At 53.1% G+C, this 24663-nt stretch carries 23 protein-coding genes and 4 pseudogenes; 13 read left to right on the forward strand and 14 right to left on the reverse strand.

The features are described from left to right. Positions 1 to 166 precede the first annotated feature (166 nt). The 8 genes and pseudogenes from RHM59_RS22050 (at position 167) to RHM59_RS22085 (ending at position 5912) form a co-directional block, all read left to right on the forward strand. Complete coding sequence (locus RHM59_RS22050) at positions 167 to 895, forward strand: metallophosphoesterase (RefSeq protein WP_322285398.1); 729 nt, start codon at positions 167 to 169, stop codon at positions 893 to 895. Between the two features lie 837 nt (positions 896 to 1732). After that, positions 1733 to 2137, forward strand: a complete 405-nt coding sequence (locus tag RHM59_RS22055; RefSeq protein ID WP_322285399.1) for a DUF6957 family protein — start codon at positions 1733 to 1735, stop codon at positions 2135 to 2137. Further along, on the forward strand, positions 2134 to 2604 hold the full coding sequence (locus RHM59_RS22060; protein WP_322285400.1) for a DUF6957 family protein: 471 nt from the start codon (positions 2134 to 2136) through the stop codon (positions 2602 to 2604). The genes RHM59_RS22055 and RHM59_RS22060 overlap by 4 nt, the downstream gene beginning before the upstream one ends. A gap of 1 nt (position 2605) precedes the next feature. After that, positions 2606 to 3013 (forward strand): hypothetical protein, encoded by a 408-nt coding sequence (locus tag RHM59_RS22065; protein WP_322285401.1) that lies wholly within the window; start codon positions 2606 to 2608, stop codon positions 3011 to 3013. 497 nt (positions 3014 to 3510) lie between these two features. Beyond that, positions 3511 to 3903 carry a DUF6957 family protein gene (locus RHM59_RS22070; RefSeq protein ID WP_322285402.1) on the forward strand — a complete coding sequence of 131 codons (393 nt, stop codon included), beginning with the start codon at positions 3511 to 3513 and terminating at the stop codon, positions 3901 to 3903. Between the two features lie 258 nt (positions 3904 to 4161). Further along, complete coding sequence (locus tag RHM59_RS22075) at positions 4162 to 4542, forward strand: HAD family hydrolase (protein WP_322285403.1); 381 nt, start codon at positions 4162 to 4164, stop codon at positions 4540 to 4542. Between the two features lie 762 nt (positions 4543 to 5304). Further along, on the forward strand, positions 5305 to 5526 hold the full coding sequence (locus RHM59_RS22080; protein WP_322285404.1) for a hypothetical protein: 222 nt from the start codon (positions 5305 to 5307) through the stop codon (positions 5524 to 5526). Positions 5527 to 5621: 95 nt separating this feature from the next. Then, a pseudogene (locus RHM59_RS22085) lies at positions 5622 to 5912 on the forward strand (lipocalin family protein). Positions 5913 to 6191: 279 nt separating this feature from the next. Here the strand turns inward: RHM59_RS22085 and RHM59_RS22090 are convergent. Next, positions 6192 to 6899 carry a haloacid dehalogenase type II gene (locus RHM59_RS22090; protein ID WP_322285405.1) on the reverse strand — a complete coding sequence of 236 codons (708 nt, stop codon included), beginning with the start codon at positions 6897 to 6899 and terminating at the stop codon, positions 6192 to 6194. 165 nt (positions 6900 to 7064) lie between these two features. Beyond that, complete coding sequence (locus RHM59_RS22095) at positions 7065 to 7625, reverse strand: carboxymuconolactone decarboxylase family protein (protein ID WP_322285406.1); 561 nt, start codon at positions 7623 to 7625, stop codon at positions 7065 to 7067. A gap of 140 nt (positions 7626 to 7765) precedes the next feature. Between RHM59_RS22095 and RHM59_RS22100 the strand changes: the two genes are divergently transcribed. After that, positions 7766 to 8368 (forward strand): TetR/AcrR family transcriptional regulator, encoded by a 603-nt coding sequence (locus RHM59_RS22100; RefSeq protein WP_322285407.1) that lies wholly within the window; start codon positions 7766 to 7768, stop codon positions 8366 to 8368. Between the two features lie 270 nt (positions 8369 to 8638). Here RHM59_RS22100 and RHM59_RS22105 read toward each other — a convergent pair whose 3' ends face one another. From RHM59_RS22105 to RHM59_RS22155, 11 genes and pseudogenes are all read right to left on the reverse strand, one after another. Continuing rightward, complete coding sequence (locus tag RHM59_RS22105; RefSeq protein WP_322285408.1) at positions 8639 to 11170, reverse strand: EAL domain-containing protein; 2532 nt, start codon at positions 11168 to 11170, stop codon at positions 8639 to 8641. A gap of 398 nt (positions 11171 to 11568) precedes the next feature. Then, a complete protein-coding gene (locus RHM59_RS22110) occupies positions 11569 to 12387 on the reverse strand; it encodes an EAL domain-containing protein (RefSeq protein ID WP_322285409.1) in 819 nt (272 codons plus the stop codon). A 408-nt stretch (positions 12388 to 12795) separates the two neighbouring features. Then, positions 12796 to 13773 (reverse strand): EamA/RhaT family transporter, encoded by a 978-nt coding sequence (locus tag RHM59_RS22115; RefSeq protein ID WP_322286742.1) that lies wholly within the window; start codon positions 13771 to 13773, stop codon positions 12796 to 12798. Then, positions 13770 to 14342, reverse strand: a complete 573-nt coding sequence (locus tag RHM59_RS22120) for a TetR/AcrR family transcriptional regulator (RefSeq protein WP_322285410.1) — start codon at positions 14340 to 14342, stop codon at positions 13770 to 13772. Before RHM59_RS22120 ends, RHM59_RS22115 begins: the two co-directional genes overlap by 4 nt. Before the next feature lie 187 nt (positions 14343 to 14529). Further along, positions 14530 to 16043, reverse strand: a pseudogene (gene tnpC, locus RHM59_RS22125) (IS66 family transposase). Positions 16044 to 16106: 63 nt separating this feature from the next. Next, entirely contained in the window at positions 16107 to 16442 is a 336-nt protein-coding gene (gene tnpB, locus RHM59_RS22130) for an IS66 family insertion sequence element accessory protein TnpB (protein ID WP_322285411.1), read from the reverse strand. After that, the gene (gene tnpA / locus RHM59_RS22135) at positions 16439 to 16807 is read right to left on the reverse strand and encodes an IS66-like element accessory protein TnpA (RefSeq protein WP_322285412.1); all 369 of its coding nucleotides are present in this window, start codon (positions 16805 to 16807) and stop codon (positions 16439 to 16441) included. The genes tnpB (RHM59_RS22130) and tnpA (RHM59_RS22135) overlap by 4 nt, the downstream gene beginning before the upstream one ends. Beyond that, positions 16807 to 18363 (reverse strand): IS66 family transposase, encoded by a 1557-nt coding sequence (tnpC, locus tag RHM59_RS22140; RefSeq protein ID WP_322285413.1) that lies wholly within the window; start codon positions 18361 to 18363, stop codon positions 16807 to 16809. Before tnpC (RHM59_RS22140) ends, tnpA (RHM59_RS22135) begins: the two co-directional genes overlap by 1 nt. An 81-nt stretch (positions 18364 to 18444) precedes the next feature. After that, positions 18445 to 18780, reverse strand: coding sequence for an IS66 family insertion sequence element accessory protein TnpB (gene tnpB, locus RHM59_RS22145; RefSeq protein ID WP_322285414.1), 336 nt, complete (start codon positions 18778 to 18780; stop codon positions 18445 to 18447). Continuing rightward, the gene (gene tnpA, locus RHM59_RS22150; RefSeq protein WP_322285415.1) at positions 18777 to 19109 is read right to left on the reverse strand and encodes an IS66-like element accessory protein TnpA; all 333 of its coding nucleotides are present in this window, start codon (positions 19107 to 19109) and stop codon (positions 18777 to 18779) included. Before tnpA (RHM59_RS22150) ends, tnpB (RHM59_RS22145) begins: the two co-directional genes overlap by 4 nt. Positions 19110 to 19481: 372 nt before the next feature. Beyond that, the gene (locus tag RHM59_RS22155) at positions 19482 to 20405 is read right to left on the reverse strand and encodes an NADP-dependent oxidoreductase (protein ID WP_322285416.1); all 924 of its coding nucleotides are present in this window, start codon (positions 20403 to 20405) and stop codon (positions 19482 to 19484) included. Between the two features lie 215 nt (positions 20406 to 20620). Here RHM59_RS22155 and RHM59_RS22160 point away from each other — a divergent pair. Both RHM59_RS22160 and RHM59_RS22165 read left to right on the forward strand, forming a co-directional pair. Beyond that, positions 20621 to 20817, forward strand: a pseudogene (locus RHM59_RS22160) (VOC family protein); the annotation flags it as partial. Between the two features lie 142 nt (positions 20818 to 20959). Continuing rightward, positions 20960 to 21561: pseudogene (locus tag RHM59_RS22165) on the forward strand (glycosyltransferase); the annotation flags it as partial. Between the two features lie 133 nt (positions 21562 to 21694). On the opposite strand, the gene RHM59_RS22170 reads toward RHM59_RS22165, so the two are convergent. Further along, positions 21695 to 21931 (reverse strand): hypothetical protein, encoded by a 237-nt coding sequence (locus RHM59_RS22170; protein ID WP_416195038.1) that lies wholly within the window; start codon positions 21929 to 21931, stop codon positions 21695 to 21697. 307 nt (positions 21932 to 22238) lie between these two features. Between RHM59_RS22170 and RHM59_RS22175 the strand changes: the two genes are divergently transcribed. Together RHM59_RS22175 and RHM59_RS22180 are read left to right on the forward strand one after the other, a co-directional pair. Further along, positions 22239 to 23378, forward strand: a complete 1140-nt coding sequence (locus RHM59_RS22175) for a glutathione-independent formaldehyde dehydrogenase (protein ID WP_322285418.1) — start codon at positions 22239 to 22241, stop codon at positions 23376 to 23378. 88 nt (positions 23379 to 23466) lie between these two features. Then, positions 23467 to 24612 carry an alpha/beta hydrolase gene (locus RHM59_RS22180; protein WP_322285419.1) on the forward strand — a complete coding sequence of 382 codons (1146 nt, stop codon included), beginning with the start codon at positions 23467 to 23469 and terminating at the stop codon, positions 24610 to 24612. The last annotated feature ends 51 nt before the right edge of the window (positions 24613 to 24663 follow it).

The raw sequence follows: 24663 nt of genomic DNA on the forward strand, positions 1-24663 counted from the left end.
GCTCATGGTCTCGGTACGATTGATCAGGAGAGGTTCGCTCATCCCCCAAACGTTGGCCTGCGGGCGCTTCATCAATATATAGCTAAATCGTGCAGCCAGCAGCGCCTCAAGGTTTTCGGTCGAGAGGGCCTTCCAATTAACTACTTACTCGTATCAACCTAAGGCCATGAAAATTCAAATCTATTCTGACCTTCACCTCGAATTTTCCGACTTCGTGCCTCTGGCCGACGATGCAGATCTGGTGATCCTCGCGGGCGACATACACACGAAAGCCAAAGGGGTCGCTTGGGCAAACATAGCTTTTTCTTGCCCGGTAATTTACGTCTGTGGAAATCATGAATTCTACGGCGGCCACATCGACAAAACGCTCACAAAAATGAGAGACGCAGCCGCGCCTCATATCCACGTACTAGAAAACGAGGTTTTTGTTTGGCAGCAAATCCGTTTCCTCGGCGACACAGCTTGGACTGACTTTTCGAGCACCGGCGATGTCGTTGCAGCTACCGTTATGGCCAGGGAGTCGATGAACGATTTCCGAGTTATTCGAGCTGACGCAAGTTACCGGCGCCTGCGACCAGATGATGTCGCGAGCCGAAATCGCGTAGCTCGAAAATGGCTCACTCAGAAACTAGCAGAACCGTTCGCTGGGAAAACGGTTGTCATAACACACCACGCACCGACGCCCGTCGTGGTCGGCGATAAGACTGACGGCCACCTAAGCGCAGCGTATTCAAACCATTGGCCCGAGCTTATTGAACAAGTAGATTTGTGGGTGTTTGGGCATACACACCAGGCTATAGACACAGAACTCGTCGGGTGCAGCTTGATTTCAAACCCGCGAGGTTATCCGGGGGAGGCAACTGGCTTTAACGCCTGCCTAGAGGTTGATATCTGATGACGTTCTCTGCTGTTGATCCGCGTGCTCCGGGCTACGCTTTTTATTGGATCAAAACCTTCGGAGCGACCTTGGCAGACGTACAGTTTTCGCGTCTGCCCACGGTGATTTTGAAAGCCAAAAAATCAATATCAGACCACAACATAGTCGGGTTCCTAGCGTGCGCATTGGAACGCCCACCCCGGATGACTGGGCTGATGTTTTGTGACCATAGAAATCATTTTCCCGAAGGCCTTCCTGCGCATACACCACCCATCGAAGAGCGGTATTACCGTGATGGTTACCTGATAGTTCAAACCGAGGGAGGGGGGTTATATGTTGTGGCCCATTGGTGGTTTGAAAATGGCGCTCTTGGGCCGTTTCACTCAGTCCAATGACTATGAAAATAAGAAATCCGATTCTTGCCTCTCGCGTACTCACGTCAGCCAATACCTCCGCCATTCCTAGCGTCGTTGGAAAGGCCATGAAGGTCGAGTTCGAAAAACCTGTCACGGCATACCTCTGCTACGCACGGCTATACGGCTATTGCGCAGTAGGGCTTGTTTTTGGAGACCGGATTGGACGGTTTGCTGACGGCAACGCGATCCATACGTCAAATGTTATGAGCAGAATCTCGGTCAATGGCTATGTCGTCCTTGAAACGCTCAATAGCCGCTACGTGATTTGCACGTGGGCGACTGTGGAATTTGGCCCCCGTTTCCTCGGGACTACGCACTGACTTTCAAGTAACTCTTACCTAATAGTGGTGAGTTTACGATTCTGCAATGCAACGTCACAGAGCGATAAAAGCAGTCGATTTGAGAAAGTTTTGATAATTGTTTTATGAAGGATTTCATAATGAATGACCTGTTGAATGCCGTTGCTGAACTGCTTTATGGCAGCGGTGAATCCGCCTCAGGCTTCGATGGTAGTGATGCCCAAGCTCAAGCAGATGCGATAGCCAGCCTCTCGCGGCGCCAATACTGTCTTGTGCGAGAATGGATCATTGCCGAGGTAGAAGTTACTGATGATTACCGAGCATCGCTCGTAACGGACGGTCTGCTACCGTTCGTTCTCTACGCTTCCAACGTTGTATTCCACAGTACGGGCAAGCGGTGCGGCGGCGACTGGGTGCGTAGCACATTTCAGCGAGCTTCCAGCCAAGGGCACTTGTTTATGACAAGAAACACGACCTACATGCTACTTGGGCCAGGGCTTAGAAAAAAAGTCAGTCCCAAAACAATTCTAGCGATAACCGAATGAACCCAACCGCAAAAACCATAGAGCATTTTGAGGCAGTTGGGCAAATTACGGATGACGAATTACTCGGCGAACTTCTATTTGGGCCAGCGCTAATGCTACCGGGATCGGAGCTCAGTGATGAAGCACTCATCTCAGCTTCGTCAGAAACATTTCCGGGGCGATCGTTTTGCATTGTAAGAGTGTGGATGCTGTTCGACGTCGAACTCAGTTCACGTCATGTTCGCCTGCTTGTAAATGATGGTCTGAGCCCGACTGTTCTCTACGCGAATAAATTGATCTATGCGGTTGATCGGCAGAGTGATAAGCCGCATGGAGTGTTATCGGGTTTTCAGCGCAGGTATGAAGACTGTTTTTTTGAGACAGAAGACATGATCTATGTTTTAGCGGGTCGTGGGTCACGTAAGACGGCCAGCGTTCCTGCGGTATTTGCTCTTGCAGAGAAGTGCGGCGGTCAATTGTGGAGATGATATGACAGATGATCTTCTGCCCCGACTTCAGGCGCGATACCCGACCCTTTTAGGTGATGTCCTGCTACGCGAGATTGGTTGCTTTCCGGGTTGGTTTCAGCTTCTGGATGACCTATGCGCGGCGCTACAAAATCATCTTGATGCGCATCCCGAAGTTGTGACGATCACGGTTGTACGCATCAAAGAAAAATGGGGACAGCTGCGATTCAATTTTCGTGGGGGTGATGAGGTTTGCCGCGACCTCGTGGACGCAGCTGGTAGGGCCTCATCGACCGTATGCGAAGTTTGCGGTAGCAACGGCAAGCTGAGGCTAGTTAGTGAGCGCTGGTATGGCGTGCGCTGTCTCAGCCACATCTGTTGGTCACCTGTTCCAAAAAACGAACAGGAGCGTGAGGAGGATGATCGATGAGTCTCCGCACACTGAATTTGGGTTTGATGCACATATTAAGGTTGAAATTTGATGGAAAATTCAGCGCTCCCATGCACAGCAGCTAGCCGAGAAGACTCCGAGTGGATAGAGCAACCAGTACCTACGGAGGTCATTCTAGCTAGGAAAATATATTGGGGGGTCTTGATCGACGCGTACTTGTTCAATGCGGCGAGAGTAGGGAAGAGCTTCGCCGCCATGGTGTTCTATGACCACTCTGGCGTGATCTTGGATGGCACGACTGTCGCCACACCGCCTCTTGCTTTTTTGAGAGCTAACGGCCCTTTCAAACTGATGCGCAGTATAGGGAGCAATGATCATTACGTGATCGCGAGTGAGCATCAAACGAGTGTTTAGCGTAATGACGTCTAGGATCAATATTCGTCTGCCAAATCGCAACCAGGAAAGCACGGCTGTCGAGCAGTAATCGCTGGATTCCTGGCTGCAAATACGATTCAAGCTATGGAAAAGGAGCATCCATGCATAACCTTGAAATACAGCGAAGGATCGGCCTGAGCGCGGTCATGCGCGGGATCGAAATTGACGTACTGGAAGCGATTGGAATCACCAAGGAAAGGTATGCAGGTCGAAGTTTTTGCATCGTCTCAGAATGGGTGTGGGTTGATTTGGACGCCCCCGATCTTGTAAACGAGGGACTTGCAGCTCAGGGAAAAAAGCCAGTCATGCTGCTCGCGTTTAATGTCTTATTCGACAGTATGGGGACGTTCAAACCAGGCGAGTGGTTACGTACTACACCGATGGTTAAATTTGTTGATGGGATGTTTTTCCATACCCAGAACAAGATCTATGTATTGACGGGGCAAGGTCGGCAAAAGTCTATGTCCCTTTCGACCGTGGTGCGTACGTTTTAAAGGCAACAACTGGCACTTAGGCACGAAGTTCAGTGGGGAAGTCAGCATGGTGATCAGCGGCGTGGTATTCGACGCATTCGGAACTATTGTCAGGATTGGCGACCGATTAAACCCTTATCGCGAATTAATGCGGGAAGGTCGCCGGCAGGGCCGTACTCTTAGCCCAGAACACTTACATCTTGCAATGACGACAAATCTTTCGATCGAAGAGATAGCCTCTCACCTGGGATCTCACTTACGCCGGCGAAGCATGCTGAGTTGAATGATGCCTTGGAACGGGAAGTTTCATCAATTAAGCCTTATCCCGACGCTGTGGAGGCAATGGCGCAGCTGCGCGATGCGGGCGTAAAGATAGGTATCTGTTCGAATCTTGCGGCCCCTTATGGCTCTGTGGTCAGGGATATTTTCCCGAAAATGCACGGCTACGCTTTCAGTTACGAGTTGGGTGTCATGAAACCCGACCCACTCATATACCAAGCTGTTTGCGAGCAAATGGGCGTGATGCCAGGTCAATACTTCAGCGGCGCAATAGGTCGCGTCTTTATGATCGGCGATTCACGAAGATGCGACCGAGATGGCCCTCGCGCGGTTGGAGTATTCGGACTTCATCTGGATCGCACTGGACTTGGGCAAATCTGAGATCTTGTGCAATTCGCGCAAATGGTCATTGAGCGAAACAACTCCCCAGATGCTTGTCAGAGTTAGGGCGGCTAGTGGAAGGAGGATGCTAACAGCGGAATTTTATCGCCAAAAATGCAGCTTTTTATCGGGATAATCAGCGCTGCGTGTAAACCGCATTTTTGCACTGTAAACCTTCGCGCTTTACTGCTCTTAAAACTGGTTTACGCGCCATGGCATTTGATGTGAACGTACGGCGAGTTGTCATCCTTAATCGCCCAAAACCTGGTTGGCCTAACGGCAGAAGATCAAAGAGAGCTGACCAAAAAAGCAAACCATGGCTAATTACCCTTGCGATGACGTTTCAGGCGGGAATCCCGGCCTGTGTCGGACAAACTTATATCAATGCGACATTACACAACGAAATTGAATTTATTTCATACCCCACCCCCTTGAAAAGTTTAAAGCGAGACGGAGTTCTTATATTTGAGGGCAAAGAAAAAGCGAGAGGTCTTCCAGACTTCCAAATCTCACAGGTTCACACTGATTTTCTCGCTCTTCAGGCTTGTGTTTTTAGGCGGTGACGTTGATTTTGATGTTGGCAATTTAACCGTCTACCCGGTTGAGAAGACCTCCATGGGGCAGAGGAGGTCGGTCTTCGGCGGCTAGTCCGCCGCTTTCTCTTTGATCGCAAATACAAGTTCTACATTTCGAAAATTCATCTCCTGACGTAGTGAACAGTATTTATACGGATAACTACGTCTGACATTTGAGGAGATGGAAATGGATTATCGTTTGGAGTCGCAAATCTGGATGCAGGCACAGCAATCGATGCCTGCGCAGAATTTTGTCGAGATGATTGATGAAGCATTTCAAAGCTTCAAACGGTTCCCTGGATATGCAGGTATTGAACGAATGCATGCCTCCTTGATTGGCTCGGAAGGTGTTGCTGCTATCAGGGAAGCGCAGAATAAGGCAGGGTTTATGAAGCTAGGGAAGGTCTGAAATAAGACCTTCTTTTTCTGGCAAATCGGGCGTCAAGCACTCCGAAAGAAAGTACTTTGCAAGCGGTCAACCGGTGTCGATTGCGCGATGGCCAATTGCATCTTGCTCTCGCCACTGGTCGGCAAGTTGGTGCTCCGGACTCTCCCAGGCTCAAGGTGCGCTTCGCACCAGCGTGGATGTCGTTCCTCCCTGCAGTGTGGGGGGACTACTGGATTATTGATCTTGACGAACAATACTAATTGGTCGCCGTCAGCGAGCCGACTCGCAAATACTTGTGGATTTTGTCGCGAACAACTCGGGTCGAGCCGCAGGCTTACGCGGCACTACTGGAGCGGCTGAAAGACAAAGGCTTCATGGTGGAGAAGCTGCTTATGACACAGCAATAGAGTCGGATGCGGATTGCTGACCAAATGGCCGTGTGATCGAACGGTAAGTTTATCAAAGACAGTTTCGCGAGCTTTTTTCAGCAATGAATATGTTTGCGATGCTGCTGGCTATTCGGGATAAGTCTAAACATCACTAGAATGTAGTTTCCTGTCTACTTTCCTACACGTGAGTCAAGTGACTTAAGTCATAGCGAACAGATAGATCATTGGCGGACTCGGGCAATCGAGCACACCGCAATGCCATCGGCAACTCGGCCACTAAGAGGATCAGGGAAGGCCTTAGGCTGCGTCTGTCCGCCCCCAGCGTTGAATGATCTGCTCGGTCAGGTCTCCTAACTCAGCAGCGATTATGTCTGGCACTGGCACCTCGTCTATCAGTAGCGGTGCGTTGTACGGCCGGGTCAGCAGTGCGCCAAGGCACCCCGCAGCTTGCGCACCCGCCGTATCCCAAAGATGACAAGCGACCAGGAGCAAGTCCGCCATCTCGACATTCAGCTCCCTTGAAACCATCTGATAGGTTTCCGGGGCAGGCTTAAATTTTTCCACTTCCTCAACACTGAAACTGCGCTCAAAGAACTTCGCTAACCCGGCGCGCTCAAGGGCCGAAGGAGATGCACCGCTGGCCGAGTTACTCAGCGTCACCAACCGAAAGCCGGCATCACGCAAGCAGTTGAGTGCCGGCAGCACATCCGGGTGTGCTGGTATAGTACTCATCCGTGCCTGCAATTCATCAATATCACTAGCGTCGAGCGCGACTTGATGGATAGACGCGACCATGCGCAGCGTACCCACGGCCAATTTGCCAAATGGGCTGTAACGCCCACATAGGGTCATAGTTTGCGAGTAGAGGATCAGATTTGCGAACCACTCGCGCAAAATGGCTCGGTCACCGAAGACACGCTCAAACAGCGGCTCAAGGGTGGTGATATCGAGTAAGGTCTCGTTCACATCGAAAACGATGATCGGCGCTGATTTTTGCACTGCCATGAATATCCTCTACTAAGTAGTGCACGCTACTGTAAGCACGCTGTTTTCGCTTGAGGCCCCTGACATGCTAGATCGCGGATAAGGTTAGCGCGCTCGAACCTGCTGGGCTCACACTCATAAATCTATATCGTTCCCTGGAGGGGGGCGTGGCGGTATCGATGCTCGTTAGCGGGATGACTTCTTAGTCCAAGAGAACCGCTTAAAAGCTTCGTCGACAGGCGTCTGGGCAATGTGATTGGTGTAGTTGCTCATAATTTTTTGACTGAGGCCCAATATGATTTCCAAGACATTTTGTTGAGTATAGCCGGCTGCATAAAAGTCCTGCATTTGCGTGGACTCAAGCTCGCCACGCTGGCGCACCATCGCTAGAGTAAAGTCGCGCAACGCCTCAAGCTTTGAGGTAGGTAGCGGTGTCTCGTCACGCAACGCGTTACTCACCTCATCAGAAACCTTCATCGATTTGGCTATACCCGTGTGTGCTGGCACGCAGTAATGGCAGGCATGCTCAACATTAATTGTTTGCCACACCACGGTTTTTTCATCAGCGTTGAAGCTGCTGTCAAGAAATAGGCTGTGCAACACTTGATAACCCTTGAGCAGGCCAGGAGCTTCTGCCATTACCGCATGCAAGCCTGGGATCATACCGAAGGCTTTTTGGGACTTCTCCAGCAGGGGTTTGGAAGCTTCGGGTGCGCTGTTCTGGTCGTGCAGCGTATAAGTGCTCATAGAATTTTCCTTTTTTGAGTGATCGTTCAAATATGGGCTCGATCCTAATTGCAGCCTAAGGGTCAGTCAAGCTAATATTGAGCGATCACTCAAAATGAATCCTATCGGTTAAACCGATACATTTAATCCGAGAGGCAACGATGTCCCGCACTGCTCGCTTCGATCGCCAAGTCGCCCTAGAGAGAGCGATTGCATTGTTTTGGTCAAGAGGCTATTACGCTTCTTCACTCAAGCATATTGAGGCCGCTTTAGATATGCGTCCTGGCAGTCTCTATGCGACCTTCGGCAGTAAAAGTGGTCTTTTTACCGAGGCTCTTGAGGCTTACGCAGCCCGTACCAGTAATGATTTTCATCAGATAATCGAAGGTGCTCCTACCCCTATAGAAGGGTTAAAGCGATATTTGCGCTCATTCGTGAAGCCCTGTAGCGGCTACGCGCAGTTGCCTGCAAAGGCTTGTATGCTGATTAAGACTTTGCTTGAAATTAACTCCGAGGACGCCGCATTGCGAACTCAGGTCGAGGCAATGCTCTGCGCCATCGAACAGGCACTTTGTGAAGTTCTTGAACTGGCTAAGGCAATGAACGAATTACGTTCCAATGTAGATTGCCCAAGGCTTGCTCGCTTGATTCAAACGCAGATTATCGGTTTACGGGCGTTCGCTGAACGGAACGTACCCAGCGTTCAGATCGAAGCACTTGCCGACGATATGGCTAGCATGCTTGATGCCTACCGAGCTGGCTGAATTGGCTCTAGTGGGGAGGGCAGTGATTGTTCACTGCTATTAATTAATTCCAAATTGGCCAAGCGTGAATTTAAATTTTTACTGGTCTAATGAAATCTATGGTCACCCCCATTTTTGCAATGCTGATTAACGGGTGAAGTGGTCGGGTGCGACACGCAATGGGCAGCCCATCGGTGCTGTCACACTCAATCCGGAAAGGGACTTACCGACACTGAAAATAGCCGCATAAAAATACAGCTGACGCGACAACTACCTTGCAAAACGCCGAATCTAACCCACCGGGATCTTCGCCATTAGTAAGGACTCGAAAGCATCGCTGTCTAACGGTCGGCTCAAGAAATACCCTTGGCCCTCATCGCAACAGACTGCTTTGAGCAAATCAAGATGTTCGATGGTTTCAATACCTTCCGCAGTTACAGTCAAAGACAATGCGCGGCCCAGCCCTACAATGGCTTGAATGATCGATCTATCGTCCTCGCTTTCACCCAGTCGGCTGACGAAACTGCGGTCTATTTTGAGCCCATCAAACGGAAACGAACGTAGGTAGCTGAGTGATGAGTAGCCGGTTCCAAAGTCATCCATGGATATCCGCACGCCTAAACCTTTCAGAGCTCGCATCACTTCAAAAGCTCCAGAAGCGTCTTCAAGCATAACGCTTTCGGTTACCTCTAACTCCAAGCGCTTCGCTTCGAGTCCAGTGTCCTCGATTGTTTTACCGATTCGCTCCACCAGATTACCGCGTTGGAATTCTGTGGAAGATAAGTTAACGGACACAAAGAGGTTTTTTGGCCAGCGAGCTGCGTTTGCACAGGCAGTTGTTAGCACCCAGTTGCTAAGTGGAAGGATGAGTCCGGTTTCTTCGGCGATAGGTATAAATTCGTCCGGTGAGATCAGGCCTCGCTTGGGGTGCTGCCAGCGCACTAATGCTTCCGCTCCAACCATTTCTCCATTTTTAATGCGGAAACGGGGTTGGAATTGCAGGCGCAACTCGCCATGTTTTATCCCGTAACGAAGGTCGTTTTCGAGCTGGCGGCGTTCAATGATTTTTGTGTTCATGTCGCTGGCATAGAATCGCCACGTATTGCGCCCTCCGGCTTTGGCCTCATACAAGGCAATGTCGGCATACCGCAGCAGCTCCGCTGCCTGAATAGCGTCGTGGGGAGCCATGGCAATACCAACGCTAGCACTCACAAAAACCTCCTGATCCTCAATCGCTATTGGCTGCTCAATAGAATCGATCAAGCGCCGACACGCCGCCTCCACCTCGTCTGGGGAGCTGACATCATTAAGAATCAATACAAACTCATCACCACCAATTCTCGCAACCAGGTCACCGCTGCGGACGCAGTCGCCCAACCGACGAGAGACTTCGTTAAGAACTCGATCACCGGCGGCATGGCCGAGCAGATCATTTACAGGCTTAAAGCGGTCAAGGTCGAGACTGAGCATCACCAAAGGCTGTTCTTGGGAGGGCGCAGACTTAAGTTTCCCGTCGAGGAACTCTTGTAGCCTAGTCCTGTTTGGCAGTCCGGTCAGAGCGTCGTGTTGCGATAGGTATTCAATACGCCGACGCGCTTCAACTTCGTCGGTTACGTCCGTTGCGGTGCCTCGAAATCCCTCACGGATTAATCCCCGTGCCGATAGTCGAGTAATTCGGGCGTTGTCTCTGATGTCAACGTAGCTACATTGCACGCTGATGTTGTGTCGACGGTTTGGGATGCTTAGCCATTGAGATATCGCGCCGAGGTCGGTATGGAGCAGGTCATCAATGGTTGCACCGATCCAATCGTCTCTGCGCAGCCCTGTCACACTTTCAAACCGCTCGGAAAGGTAAGTAAAACGCCAGTCTCTGTCGATTTCCCATATCCAGTCCGAGCTAGCCTCAACGACATCGCGAAAACGTGCTTCGCTGGTTGCAAGCGCCGCCTGACTTTTCTTCAGAGACTCAAAGCTCAAGTCCAAGGCGAGGGCAGCAACAGTTGTTCGGCGAAGTATCGCCCATGTCATGAGCCAAGCGAGAAAGGCGGCAACGGCGACAAGCGGCAGCATGAAACTCAGCAGGTGGCGGCCAGGCTTCGCAGGGTTCCAGTGAAGTCGGCCAGCGGCCCCGTCCTTACCCAGAGGTAGCATAGACGCTCCCTCAATCTCATCGGATGTGGACAAGTGTAACTCTTCAACCCCGTACTCTTTGCCTATCGTCTCCAATCTACTGCTATCCAGCGTTTCAACGAAGAACAAAACCGAGGCTGGCCCATCATCCCTCTCAACAGTCGGATCAGCCCCTGGCGTTAAAGCGGCCGCCACAACCAAAGCAGGCACACCACCAACATCGACAAATGTTGCCACCGGGGTCTCACTTCTCGCGCCTGCCCTAGCCCGATCAAGAAGGGCTCCGACGGGCTGTCCAAGCCAATCGGCAGCCTTGGTCGCAACTAGCTTTCCTCTCACCACCGAATATACGGTGCGATCCAACGCGTTCACTACGAAAACGCCTTGAACGCCAAAGTCAGAGTAAAGTGTCGATCCAAGGTTTTGCCTTCGGAAGGCCCAGTCGATGTCGATGGCCGTATGCAAATGTTTGTAGGCATCCCCCCAAAAAGCATAATCCTTGACGGTTACTACCAAGTTTTTCTGGAGAGTTTGCACCGCTTTCTCAGCGTAGAACGCGCTTTCGAGTTCTTCAGTGCTGTCCAGATTGTGCGCTACATAGATGAGAAGACAGCTTGCAAGAATAAAAACAAAAGCCAACAGCCTCGCGAAATTGACCAAAGATCTTCTGACAAGCGCCACGCTTGAAAGCATCGGGTTCCTAGGGGATCTCTTGGGAAAGTTAGGCTGTGACATATCGTACCAAGCAATGCAGGGGGAGGCTTGCCTCTATCATCGATGTATCGGCAATAATTATAATTTTTTGAGCGACTGGTCAGAGGTTCTCTAGAGGCCAGCCGTGTGTTGGCTATCGGATGTTGTGGCTCAGTACGACGCTGGCAGTCGAAGTGCCGGGCTGGTCGTACTCCTGGGTGACCTGAATTTTGAAGGATTTGGAGTAAGGGCGACGTGGCGGTTGCACGAGAGAGTGTACACTCCATACGCTGACTTGCCATCGCTGATCGACAAGCACTATGCGATCTGCTGACCCAATGACAGCTGCCCTTAAGTCGTCGCACAGTGGACTTGAAGGGCAAGGTCAGGCATCTGCGCTATGTAGGGCCAGGAACACGAGATGTCTGGGGGCAGACCAGCTCCAGCGGCATCGATTGCAGCGCCCCAATCACTGGCCTGGCAAATAAATAACCCTGCATGAGTTCAATTCCCAACACCAGTAGGGCATCGCACTCCTCGCTTGTCTCAATTCCCTCAGCGACAACGGTGATGTTCAGCCGGTTTGAAAGCAAAGCGATACTTTCGACTATGGCGCGCCGCACTCGGTCTTTGTCGATTCCCCGCGTGAGCGCCATATCGATCTTTATGACTTGCGGCTGGAACATCGCCAGAAAGTTGAGGCCAGAATAGCCAGATCCGAAGTCGTCGATAGCCGTGGTGAAGCCTTGGCGCTCGTACTCTTGGAAAATGGATTTCAAATGATCCGGGTCATCCACGCGCTCGCCCTCTGTCACCTCGAACATAAGGCGCTCGACCGGAAAGTCGAACGCGCGAGCTGCTTCGAGGGTTGCGCGGATGCATGTCTCGGCCCGGTACACGGCATTGGGTAGAAAATTGATACTTAGCTTGCAGTCAGGGATGGCAGACAGGCCGAGGTGGGCGGCGAGTTCAATTGCCCTAACTCTGCAGGCCTGATCAAAACGATAGCGGTTAGTGTCGTTCACCAGCCCGAGAATGTGTGCCGCTGATTCACCATTGATGCCTCGTACTAATGCTTCGTAGGCGTAAGGTACCCCTGTCCGGACGTTAAAAATGGGTTGGAAAGCCATTGTGAATTCGAAGTCGAGACCTTCTAGGATTCGGCATTCCGCGCATCCGACAGATTGAAAGTTTACCAGAGGTATACGTTGGGTCATTGCTAGTCCCTTGATAATTCGACACTCGATGTAATCGTTCTCGAATGACTAGTATCACTATATCAGCAGCGGTTACAAAACTTGTTCTGTGGGTTCTACCGTTGGCCGCTTGCCTGATGGAATCTTTGACACCTTGGCCAACATCCGTACCGTTGAGCTTAGGTTTTCCCGAAGGAGCGCAGGAGCTGTCATTAATCAAAGAATACTGCCCTGGCCCGCTAGGCCTTGGGCATGCTGGTGAGCTCTTTGGATTGTCGTTAAGAGGGGCCAGACTGTCTGACCTGATAAATCTGGGCTTGCCTTTCGTAACCGTCCGCCCAACACACCTTCCCGATCCCAGCACTTAGGGCAATGATGCCAAATCAATCCAAAGTGGGCACCTGAAATGCCCATACCGGCACAGTCGCATTAGTTTTGGCTAAGGTCAGTTATCCCACCATGCGTCTCGAGGCATGGTTGCCTGCAATAAAAGGCGTGAATAGCCCACACCACCCCTACGAATAGCAACCCTGTCCCAAGCGCTTCCATAGGAGAGGGCCAGCGTTGGTTGATAAGCAGGCCCATCGTAGTTGCATAAATGGTTTCGCTGGCGATCAATTGCCCGCTTAGAGCCAGAGGTAGACGCCGAGTTGCGATTGACCATGCCCAGGCACCTGCAAGGGTGGCCCCTAACCCCTGAATTAACCCACAGACAATTAGTGCTTGAGTACCTGCTAACCCGCTCGGATGGCTGGCGAAGTGGGACAGTTTCAAGTACAGCCCTACTGGGATGAAGGCCAGCATTTCGACGCTGCACATGAAGATCAGCATGGCTGACCACAACATGGGGGACATGCTTGGGCGTTGAGCCAAAGCACTTTCATTTAATAGGCCAAAACCAGTCCAAAATCCAATTGCCATTAACGATGCGAGCAGCCCAAGCAGCAGCGAATCGGTCGGGAGCACCACCGTTGCGCTGCTAAAATCAAACACGCTCAGGTTGACCAAACTTATGCCCAATGCCGCCACCAACAGTGGCCCGGCGATGGCGCGCCAGGGCACGCTGGAGCTGCGCATGTTCCCGGCAATCGCGAGCACGATCGGTACTGACCCCATCATCACCGGAGGGATCACCGGCCCAGCTGCCAAGACCGCAGTGGTGATCAGGAAGAAGTAGCCGATGTATCCTAAGAAGCCCAGCAGTGCGGCACAGGCCCAGTCGCTCAGTCGCAATTGCCGCACTTCGCTACGGTAAACAAACAGCACGAGCAGGCTACCTAAACCGGCAAAGGCATAGCTCACCACAGCCAGATCAAAAAGGCTGTAATCGCCGACCAAACCCGGAAAGATATACAGCAGCGACCATGAAAAAGTGGCGGCAATGGCCTCTATCAAACCTAGGGTCATACGCTCTGCTCCTGCTGGCCCTGCTTGCGGATCCAGCAATGAGCTACGTGTCGGGCGGTGTCGAATACCCGCACATCCTGGCCTATGGCGCCGCTGACAAAACTGCCCTCCAGCAAGATAAACAGCCCCTCAGCAACGACGTCAGGGTCGCTTATACCGGCGCTCATGGCCAAGGCAGTAAGATTTTCGCGTATCCCTTGCTTGTGCCTGCTCACTGCCAAATGCACAGGGTGGCTAAACTGGGGAAATTCAGCCGCACTGTTGACGAACAGGCACCCGCGCTCGCTATCTTGCAAAAGAAAGCATTGATACAAATCGAAAAAAGCGAGCATGCCACTGACCGGGTCAGGATGCCCTGCCAAGGTGCGCGCTACCTCTTCACGCCAGCGTCGGTCACGCTCCTCAAGGCAAGCTACTATCAGCGCATCCTTGGAGGGGAAATGGCTGTAGAGCGTCATCTTGGTAACACCCGCCATAGCGGCGATGGCCATCACACCAGTAACGTATATACCTTGTGAAAGAAACAGCTTCAGCGCTGAGTCAATCAAGCGCTCACGGGTATTGTCCAATTTAAGGCACTCCGGCGTGGGGACGGAGATGACTATACTGACCGGTAAGACTGAGGCGCATCCAAATACGACCCGAATCATGGCCGTTACGACACAGACCGCAGCATGCCAGCGCAGCAATAAATCGTAGGATTTGGCCAATCAGGAAGTTCGCTACGCTAGCTAAGCGCCCCCTGCACCTGCGTGGTCAAACGGACGCCCACTGATGCGGCAATAGCTGTTCGATATCACTCGCCCGCTGCGTCGGCAGCCGCGTCAGCACATCTTTGAGATAGGCATACGGATCATGCCCATTCATCCGTGCAGACTGGATCAAACTCATGATCGCCGCCGCCCGCTTCCCACTGCGAAGCGATCCAGCAAACAACCAGGTCGAACGCCCAAGTGCCCACGGCCAGATCTGATTGTCGACCGGATTATTGTCGATTGGCACAGCTCCGTCATCAAGGTAGCGCGTCAGCGCTACCCAGCGTTTAAGGCTGTAATCCAAGGCTTTGGCCGTCGCTGATCCGTTGGGCACAAGATCGCGCTGGGTCAACATCCACTCGTGCAGTGCTTTCGCCAATGGTGCTGCTTTTTCTTGTCGTATTCGCCAGCGATCCTCGTCACTCATGTCTCGCGCTTGGCGTTCAATTTCGTACAAGCCGCCAATCGAGTGCAGCGCCTGTTCAGCCAGCTGGCTTTTATTTGCCACGTGCAGATCGAAAAACTTGCGACGGGCGTGAGCCATGCAGCCGATTTCGGTCATGCCTTTTTCGAAGCCAGCTTTGTAGCCAGCAAAGTCATCGCATACCAGCTTGCCGTTCCACGAGCCGAGGAAGTTACGCGCATGCTCACCGGCGCGGCTCGGACTGAAGTCATAGACCACAGCCTTGAGCGCCGAAAAACGGCGTGGTGCAGTAAGCCCAGACATAAGCGCGGTGCGTTTTCTTCTGTCCGGGCGCAAGCATCTGTACCGGCGTCTCATCGGCGTGGACAACTCGCTGCGCCAGTACGACCTCTCGCAAGGCATCAACCAGGGGCTGAAGCTGGACACCGGTCTGTCCGACCCATTGGGCCAGCGTTGAGCGAGGGATCGCTAAACCGGCGCGCCCGAAGATTTTCTCCTGCCGATACAGCGGCAAGTGGTCAACGAACGTCGCCACCATCACATGAGCCAGCAGACCTGCGGTCGGAATGCCCTTGTCGATCACTTGGGCCGGTACCGGCGCTTGGATAAGTGTTTCGCACTGAGGGCAGGCCCATTTTCCACGTACATGTTGCTCGACTGTGAACACGCCTGGCGTGTAATCCAGCTTCTCGCTGACGTCCTCGCCGATGCGCTGAAGCTGGCAACCGCAAGTGCACTGAGTGTTTTCCGGTTCGTGATGAATGACGTTGCGTGGAAACTGCGGCGGCAACGGTGCGCGCTTTGGTTTTTGGCGCACCTCTTCTGGAACCGGAGCCGGCTGGAGTGCCGTCAGCTCAGCGTCGATAGCCTCACAGATCGTCGAGCAAGCTGCCTTGCTCAGGGCTGATCTGCTCGCTGCGCTTGGCAAACCTGTGCCGCTTGAGGATCGCGATCTCGTGAGTCAGCTGTTCGATGATGGTTTGATCGCGATGGATCTTTCTGCCCATGGTGTCGACCTTCGACATCAACTGCGCAGCGAGGGCGCGCAGTTGGTCGTGGGTCATTTGGTCGAGGTTGGGCAAGGAAGTCATGCCATGGATTTTACCAAAGCAGACCGCCTACGGCAGCAGACTCAGACGTTAATTACAGCCTTTTTAAAGGATCGTGATTGCACCGCCAGCGCCAACGCGCTGCCACGGCAGGCCAAGTACCAAGGTCTGAAGTTGCTCGGTATCCAGTTCCAGCTCGCTACCTTGTCGAATGCCTGGCCAGTGAAATTTGCCTTGATTCAACCGCCGTGCCGCCAGCCAAACACCAATCCCATCGTGAACCAGCACTTTCATTCGGTTGGCCCGTCGATTGGCAAAGAGATGGGCGCAGTGCGGCTTCGCCGCACCAAATACCGTAACGACTCTGGCCAAAGCAGTCTCGGTGCCAGCCCGCATATCCATGGGTTCAGTGGCGAGCCAGATGGCGTTGATGCGGATCATTGAGCAAGCTCACGGATAAAACGGGCACACCCTACAGGGTCTGTAGATGGCCACCTCACAGTGAGGTTTTGCTGGCCGTAAGGAAACTCGATGTTGACGGATATTTGCTGATCGGGTCTTGGTGGGGATGGTAGTTTCATCGGAACGAAAGCGGGCAACGCTGGAGCTTGGCAATCACGATAAACAGGAATCCACTTTCGAACCAAGTTGGCGTTGATGCCGTGGCGCTGAGCTACGGTGGCTAGCGACACGCCAGGTTGCAGGCACTCCTGGACAATCTGGGCTTTAAAGGGTTGGGGATAAGAGGTTCTTTGGCGCATGGCAATCCTGATGATAAGGGCGATGGTGTGTAAGCGAACGGGCATTACAGGTTGCGCGACGGCAACCAGTTATGCGGCAACAACTTGGCGATCTCACTGGCGCGCTGCGTCGGCAGCCGCGTCAATACATCTTTGAGATAAGCATACGGATCATGCCCGTTAAGCTTGGCCGATTGGATCAAGCTCATCAGCGCAGCCGCGCGTTGTCCGCTGCGTAACGACCCTGCAAAGAGCCAGTTCTTGCGTCCGAGCGCCCATGGCCGGATTTGCTGCTCGATGTGGTTGTTATCAATAGGCACCGCGCCGTCATCCAGATAACGTGACAACGCCGTCCAGCGTTTCAGGCTGTAATCCAGAGCCTTGGCGATGGCCACGCCATCGTGCACCAGCTCGCGCTGGGCGATCATCCAGGTGTGCATCATGTTCATCACGGGGACGGCTTTTTCTTGTCGTATTCGTCGCCGTACGTCGGGCTCCAGGTCGCGGATTTCACTTTCGATTTCGTACAGCAACTGGATATAGCGCAGAGCTTGCTCGGCGAGCGTGCTTTTGTTCGTGGCGTGCAGATCGAAGAACTTGCGCCGCGCATGGGCCATGCAGCCGATTTCGGTGACACCGAGTGCAAAACTGGCCTTGTAACCACCAAAATCGTCGCACACCAGCTTGCCTTTCCAGTCTTGCAGGAAGTTGCGTGCATGCTCGCCCGAGCGGCTTGGGCTGAAGTCGTACACCACTGCGCGGATATCGGCAGACGCGGTGGTTGCATAGGCCCAGACGTAGGCCCGATGGGTTTTCTTCGAGCCAGGCATGAGCACCTGTACCGGCGTTTCATCGGCGTGCACCACGTTGTGTCCAAGCACCAATTCGCGCAGAGCATCAACCAGTGGTTGCAGTTGCACACCGCAAGTGCCGACCCACTGCGCCAAGGTCGAGCGCGGGATGGCGAGGCCGGCCCGGCCAAAGATCTTTTCCTGACGGTACAGTGGCAAATGATCACCGTATTTAGCGATCATCACTTGAGCCAGCAAACCTGCTGTGGGGATGCCTTTGTCGATGACCTGCGCAGGAACAGGTGCCTGGATCAGGGTCTCGCAGTCCTCACAGACCCACTTGCCACGGATGTGTTGTTCAACCGTGAACACGCCGGGCGTGTAGTCGAGTTTCTCGCTGACATCCTCGCCGATACGCTTGAGGGCGCAGCCGCATTGGCAGTGAGTGTTGTCCGGTTCGTGATGGATGGGCGTGCGTGGAAACTCGGGCGGCAAGGCGGTGCGTTTAGGTTTTTGCCGAGCTACGGTCGGGGATGGAACCGGTTGCAACGCCTCAAGCTCAGCTTCGATGGCCGCGATATCGGCATCGATCACGTCATCGAGCAGGCTGGTTTGATACGGGTTTAGTTGCTCGCTGCGCTTGGCAAACTTGAAACGCTTGAGCTGTGCGATCTCGTGGGTCAGCTTGTCGTTGACCGTTTTGTAGTGATGGATCTGCTTGTCCATGGACTCGACTTTTTGATCGAGAGTCTCGACACGCTGCATCAGCTGCGCGGCAATAGCGCGCAGTTGTTCAGGGTTTAATTGGTCGAAATCAGGAAGCAAAGTCATGCCGCCGATTTTGTCAGAACAGGCCAACACTGACGATAGGCTCATCGGACAATTGCGCGGCGACGCTGGCCATGGCAGTGATTACATCAGGGTGATCGCACTGTTTTGCCCAACGCGTTGCCAAGGTAAACCCAGCACCAGGGCATGCAGTTGTTCGGCACCCAACTCCACCTGTGAGCCGTGCCGAGATCCCGGCCAGAAAAACTTGCCTTGATGCAGTCGGCGCGCCGCCAGCCAGATACCCAACCCATCGTGCACCAGCACTTTCATGCGATTGGCGCGACGGTTGGCAAACAGATAAGCACAGTGCGGCTGCGCCGCACCGAACACGGCCACCACCCGCGCCAGCGCTGTGTCAGTGCCCGCGCGCATGTCCATGGGCTCGGTGGCGAGCCATATGGCGTCGATGCGGATCATCGCAACAGATCTCGAAGAAAGGTTGCACAGGCAGCAGCACTTTCAGTTGGCCAGTTCACTTTAACGGTGCCGCGCAGATGCTGGATCTCAACGCTGATAGTCGATGATGCCGCTTGCGACTCAGTGCTGGCGAGTGGCATGGGCAGTGAAACAAAAGCGGGATGCAGCGCCATGCTTTTCTGCGTTTGCAGCCGAATCCACTTGTGGACGAGGTTCGCGTTGAGGCTGTGGCTCAGCGCAACGTTGGCAATCGAGGCCCCAGGTTGGGCGCACTCTTGAATGACTTGGGCCTTGAACGACCTGGAATAGGAACGACGTTGTGGCTGCATGAAAGACCCTCTTAAAAGGCTAGAAGTGGTGTCCACTTAAATTGAGGTGGACACCATCGCCTTTGGCAGTGGGGTCAGGAAGGTGTGTTTGCTGGCCGGTTACCATCCAATTTTCACTTACGCACGTTTACTTCCCATTTTTATCAACAAGGGCGCGAGCCGTGCGACTAGAGCTCCGTGACCCTTGGCATCACTTTCCGTTCTCGGCCCCGAGGCTAATTGACGAAGTAAGATTGGACGTATAAACGCTTAATGTGTTCAACAAACCGTGACCCATGCACCTGGATAGTGACTGCTGGCTGCTGTCCCGTAGGGCGACATATCAGCCGACGTCAGCCGAATATAAATGCTTGTTGGCGCTCGGTGTCACGGCTAAACGAGTAGTACCACCTTGCCATGGACATGCTGGTTCGCTATGACGTCCAATGCCTTCGCCGCTTGGTCTAGATCGAATGTTTGTTCGATGAAGACCCGAACTTGGCCTGCTTCAAGTAAGCCGGCAATTTCGGCCAATTGAAGACCATCAGGACGAGCGGTAAAGCGACTTCCAGTTTTGCCCGCCGCTTCGGGATGACCTGCATCCGGCATTTCCAACGTGGAAACCAACCTTCCCCCTTCGCCTAGTACCCGCCAAGAACGGGCCTGAGTCTCTCCTCCGATTAAATCAATCACAAGATCGAAGTCCTTACAGATCTCCTCAAACTTCTCTTTCTTGTAATCGATGGCTCGGTCGACCCCAAGCTCTTGGAGGAACTTTAAGCTTTCGGTTGAAGCTGTTGCGTAAACTTCAGCCCCTTTCACCCGAGCGAACTGCACCGCGAAGTGCCCAACCCCTCCAGTTCCTCCATGGATCAGCACTTTCTGTCCTTGCTCCAGTTGGCCGTATTCCACTAGCGCCTGCCAAGCAGTGTGCGCAGCCAGAGGTACACCGGCCGCGTGCGTCCAGTCCATAAAAAAGGGAACGAGCGCTAAGTGCACCGTTGGTACACGTGAATATTCCGCATAACCCCCGTCAGCACCAATCATAGCGAAGACACGGTCGCCTTCTTTAAATCCTGTGACGTCTTTACCGATGGCCTCTATGACACCGGCGACTTCACGTCCCATCGTCAACGGCAATTTATCTTCCTTGACCTCCGGATATTGTCCTTCGCGAATTTTGAAGTCGACTGGGTTGACGCCCACCGCCATGTTCTTCACCAAAACTTCATCGTCTTTAGGTTCCGGTTTGCTGATGTCACTGACTTTCATCACCTCAGGCCCACCAAAGCGGTCGATTACGATGGCTTTCATCATTCACCCTCTCGATTTTTAACGGACAGTAATGTGTGGAGGAGTTTCGAGGGCGTTTGGTTTAGTCGGCTTGAGGCGCGTCGGATAAACGGCACACGACGTTGGGCAGCAGTTTGCCGACGCGGTTGAGGAGTTCAGCACCCAGTAGTGTCGCTTCGGCAGCTAGTTTTGGGCCGTTGACTCGGCTAAAGCGTCCCCGGACTATTTTGGTTAAGGCTAATGGTGCTCAGGTAAGCCTTGCAGCCAACTCCCCAGAGAAGGTTAGAACAGTGTGGAAGTGGCTATCGCCATGGGGGGGACGGATGAGGGGGCGCCGGGATTTTGTCCACAGTATTCAAACGATTACTTTGATGCTTATTGCCGAGACCCTGAAGGTAACAAACTGTGCTTTGTTCATGCGGCCGTGATGGAGTGAGGCCAATAAGTCGGCAGACCTCTTACATTCGTTAAACCTTCTGTTAAAGCGAAGTGTCCACTACTGGAGACCAAACACTTTGCTAGAAGGATGAAACGTAGTGATCGGTGTCATGATACCCGCCCATAACTAAGAAAAACACATCACCGACTGCCTATCATCTGTCCTGCTTGCCACTAGGCACCCAGGCCTTCGAGGTCAGATGGTCATGGTAGTTGTCATCCTGGACGATTGCTCGGACAACACTGCTCAATTGGTTTCGGCTCAAGGCGTAGCAAAACTCGACGTATCTTTTCAGAATGTGGGTAAGGCCAGAGCGACTGGCGCGGAGAAATTACTCAGCGCCGGAGCACAGTGGCTTGCATTCACAGATGCCGATACTGTGTTCCTCCCGATTGGCTTGTTCGCCAAGTCGATTTCGGGGTTGACGCGGTTTGTGGAACGGTCGAAGTGGATACCTGGAATGAACATGGTAAGTTGGTGCGCGCTAGGTATCTGGAGCTGTACCAGTTCATCGAGAACCATCGCCATATCCACGGCGCAAATCTTGGACTGAGTGCTGAAGCCTATCGAAACGTCGGCGGATTTCAGCATCTCGCCACAAATGAAGATGTTCACCTTGTAGCTGATCTTGAGAGGATCGGCGCTCGCATCGTATGGACGGCAACGAACCCGGTGATCACCAGCGCACGCAGGGATTACAAATGTCGTGGCGGGATTGGCGAATATTTGACCTCCCTCAGCACTTCACTTGGACTGCCCGCACTTAACCCGCAAGTGAGTGCTGGCCCTGCTCCTAGAATGCGTACTTCTGGGATGAACGCCCGAGGCTTCAAGAAGAATCTCAAGGGCTATCGAGCGTCGTGATGTCGCATTCCTATTTTCCTTCGAAGTTCTTTTTAAACCCACGTAGGTTCATGAGACAAAGGCAGATCTGCAAGACGATAAGGCCGTAGGCTTCGGCGTACGCGCCCCAAATCACCCACAAAACGTTGCTTAAGATGAAACAGATAAATCCCGTCATTCTCCTAGCGGGACGCTGAGACCCAATCAGCCAGGCGGCAAGCACCGTAACCAACATCGCAGGCCATTGAATCCAATCCAGATAGGCCAAGCTCTTCATCTCCTTCTAAGTCGCGCTCTTCAGGTAATGCCGGGGCATTGAAGCGTGCTTTCCCTGAACTATTTGAATCCGCACCTTTGCTACTTTCAGGTCATGCTGCATAGATCATTAATCTTCTGATGTGCGCTCGAAAAATAGACGCTCGCGTCGGCAAAAAATTCAGTATTTTCTACGCAAACTCTATCGATTAACCGCTCGTCACCCGTCGGTTTTAAATATTGAACATACGTTCCTTTCCCTATGACAGATAAGTCTGAGCAGGCGAAATTTTCCTTCGTTTTGCTAATAGGAGAACAATATGAAAGCAATCGTTTACAACGGCCCGCGTGACGTGAGCGTGCAAAATGTCCCGGATGCCAAAATTGAAAAATCCACAGATGTTCTAGTTCGAATCACCACGACCAACATCTGTGGTTCAGATCTGCACATGTACGAGGGTCGGACTTCGTTCGAGACTGGGCGCGTATTTGGACACGAGAATCTCGGTGAGGTGATTGAGGTCGGGGCCGGTGTTGATCGGGTAAAGGTCGGGGATCGCGTTTGTCTGCCGTTCAATATCGGCTGCGGGTTTTGCGAAAACTGCGAGAAAGGCCTGACGGGTTTTTGTCTGACCGCCAATCCCGGTAATGCGGGCGCTGCTTATGGATTCGCAGAAATGGGGCCATATCAAGGAGGGCAGGCTGAATTACTTCGCGTGCCCTACGCCGACTTCAACTGCCTGGTGCTGCCCGAAGACGCGCAAGAGCGTGAAGATGACTACGTGATGCTGTCTGATATCTTTCCCACCGGTTGGCATGCGACTGAACTAGCCGGTCTATTACCCGGTGAGAGCATCGCGATTTACGGTGCCGGCCCGGTCGGATTGATGGCTGCCCACTCCGCCATGATCAAAGGTGCCTCCCAAGTATTCGTGGTCGACAATCATCCAGATCGTCTGAAGCTGGCGGCTCAAATGGGTGCCACACCGATAAACTCCTTGGAGAAAGAAGCGGTGGATCAGATACTCAATCTGACTCATGGCAAAGGCACGGATCGTGGTTGCGAATGTGTGGGTTATCAATGCTGCGACCGCCATGGTCATGAAGCCAATCACCTGACGATGAACAACCTCGTTGCCTCGACAAAGGCTACCGGTGGAATAGGGGTCGTCGGCGTATTCATACCGAAAGATCCTGATGCAAAAAATGAACTCGCAAAGGAAGGCAAGATGGCCTTCGACTTCGGTGCATTCTGGTTCAAGGGGCAGCAAATTCGCACGGGCCAGGCCAACGTCAAAGTCTACAACCGGAGGTTGGCGGAACTCATTCACCACGGGCGAGCTAACCCCGCGCAGATCATTTCTCACCGCCTGAAGCTCGCTGATGGGCCCGACGCCTATAAGCACTTCGATGCGCGTGACAATGGCTGGACAAAGGTTGTGCTCAAACCGGCTGATTAAAAAGTGGATGAACCTGATGCCTTCGCTTGCGCCGAAAATACCGAGGAGGTCATAAACCGTGATAACTAAGCACCGAAAAGGCCCGCCCGTGGCGCAGCGCGCAATTAAGGCGGCCTGTCGGTGTGAGGAAAAAATAATGATTACAAAACATCGCAAACTGGCCATCGCACTTTCAGCAATCGGAGTCGTTACCTTCTTGAGCGGATGTGATCGAGACCCTGACAAACCTTCAGTGTCTCAGCTTGCTGTCAGCGGTACCAAAAGCATGCTGCGCACTGATTCGGACATGCAGAAAGTGCTGAATAAATTTGCCAGCTTAGACGGCAAAGCAGTTGAGAAGATCACACCAGCCGAAGCTCGCCAGCAACCGACCATGGCCGACGCCGTCAAAAGGGTACTGGCTGACCAGAAGCGCGACAGCACGCCCACAGTACTTGTGCCAGGCGTCACCACTCGCGAGATCCAAGTGCCGGGCGCTGCAGGCTCGATGCCCGCGACGGTATATACGCCAGAAGGCGCAGGGCCGTTTCCAGTGGTGTTGTATTTTCACGGAGGCGGGTGGGTTTTCGCCGACCGCAAAGTTTATGACGGCGGCGCACGAGGTCTAGCGAAGCAGGCCAACGCTGTTGTCGTTTCCGTGGACTATCGACTCGCCCCGGAGAGCAAATTCCCCGCCGCACATGAAGATGCCCTAGCTGCTTACCGTTGGCTGACAACCAAAGCGTCTTCGGTGAATGGTGATCCGAAGCGTCTTGCGCTTGCTGGCGAGAGCGCAGGTGGGAACCTTGCCGTCGCGACGGCGGTAGCAGCTCATAAAGCGGGGCTGACTGCTCCGAAGCATGTGCTGTCGGTTTATCCTGTAGCCCAGTCGAACATCGACACTGAGTCGTATTTGAAGTACGCCGATGCGATTCCCCTCAACCGTCCGATGATGCTGTGGTTCATTTCGCAAGCCACTTCCAGCCAAGCCGATACCAAAGATCCGCGCATCGACCTTGTGCACGCCAATCTTCAAGGTCTGCCTCCGGTCACATTGATCAACGCCGAGATTGACCCGTTACGTGACGACGGCGCTCAGCTGGAACAGGCGCTGCGAAGCGCAGGAGTGAGCGTCGAACGCAGGCTCTATCCAGGAGTAACCCACGAGTTCTTTGGTACCGCAGCTGTGGTGCAAAAAGCCCAGGAAGCTCAGGTCTATGCCGGCGAGCGTTTGAATGCTGACTTGGAGAAGTAGTGCGTTAAAACACTGAATTGATCGGCGCAAAGTCCACCTGACATAGGCAGC

Origin of the sequence: Pseudomonas sp. MH10 (assembly GCF_034353045.1) — a bacterium.
GTDB lineage: Bacteria > Pseudomonadota > Gammaproteobacteria > Pseudomonadales > Pseudomonadaceae > Aquipseudomonas.

Coding starts and splice junctions, on each gene's coding strand:
- RHM59_RS22175 (WP_322285418.1), top strand. CDS start 22,239: ATGAAAGCAATCGTTTACAACGGCCCGCGTGACGTGAGCGTGCAAAAT.
- tnpB (WP_322285411.1), bottom strand. CDS start 16,442: ATGATCCGCATCAACGCCATCTGGCTCGCCACTGAACCCATGGATATG.
- RHM59_RS22065 (WP_322285401.1), top strand. CDS start 2,606: ATGACAGATGATCTTCTGCCCCGACTTCAGGCGCGATACCCGACCCTT.
- tnpA (WP_322285412.1), bottom strand. CDS start 16,807: ATGCCCGTTCGCTTACACACCATCGCCCTTATCATCAGGATTGCCATG.
- RHM59_RS22055 (WP_322285399.1), top strand. CDS start 1,733: ATGAATGACCTGTTGAATGCCGTTGCTGAACTGCTTTATGGCAGCGGT.
- tnpC (WP_322285413.1), bottom strand. CDS start 18,363: ATGACTTTGCTTCCTGATTTCGACCAATTAAACCCTGAACAACTGCGC.
- RHM59_RS22110 (WP_322285409.1), bottom strand. CDS start 12,387: ATGACCCAACGTATACCTCTGGTAAACTTTCAATCTGTCGGATGCGCG.
- RHM59_RS22100 (WP_322285407.1), top strand. CDS start 7,766: ATGTCCCGCACTGCTCGCTTCGATCGCCAAGTCGCCCTAGAGAGAGCG.
- RHM59_RS22080 (WP_322285404.1), top strand. CDS start 5,305: ATGGATTATCGTTTGGAGTCGCAAATCTGGATGCAGGCACAGCAATCG.
- tnpA (WP_322285415.1), bottom strand. CDS start 19,109: ATGCAGCCACAACGTCGTTCCTATTCCAGGTCGTTCAAGGCCCAAGTC.
- RHM59_RS22115 (WP_322286742.1), bottom strand. CDS start 13,773: ATGACCCTAGGTTTGATAGAGGCCATTGCCGCCACTTTTTCATGGTCG.
- RHM59_RS22070 (WP_322285402.1), top strand. CDS start 3,511: ATGCATAACCTTGAAATACAGCGAAGGATCGGCCTGAGCGCGGTCATG.
- RHM59_RS22090 (WP_322285405.1), bottom strand. CDS start 6,899: ATGGCAGTGCAAAAATCAGCGCCGATCATCGTTTTCGATGTGAACGAG.
- RHM59_RS22050 (WP_322285398.1), top strand. CDS start 167: ATGAAAATTCAAATCTATTCTGACCTTCACCTCGAATTTTCCGACTTC.
- RHM59_RS22105 (WP_322285408.1), bottom strand. CDS start 11,170: ATGCTTTCAAGCGTGGCGCTTGTCAGAAGATCTTTGGTCAATTTCGCG.
- RHM59_RS22155 (WP_322285416.1), bottom strand. CDS start 20,405: ATGATGAAAGCCATCGTAATCGACCGCTTTGGTGGGCCTGAGGTGATG.
- RHM59_RS22095 (WP_322285406.1), bottom strand. CDS start 7,625: ATGAGCACTTATACGCTGCACGACCAGAACAGCGCACCCGAAGCTTCC.
- RHM59_RS22060 (WP_322285400.1), top strand. CDS start 2,134: ATGAACCCAACCGCAAAAACCATAGAGCATTTTGAGGCAGTTGGGCAA.
- tnpB (WP_322285414.1), bottom strand. CDS start 18,780: ATGATCCGCATCGACGCCATATGGCTCGCCACCGAGCCCATGGACATG.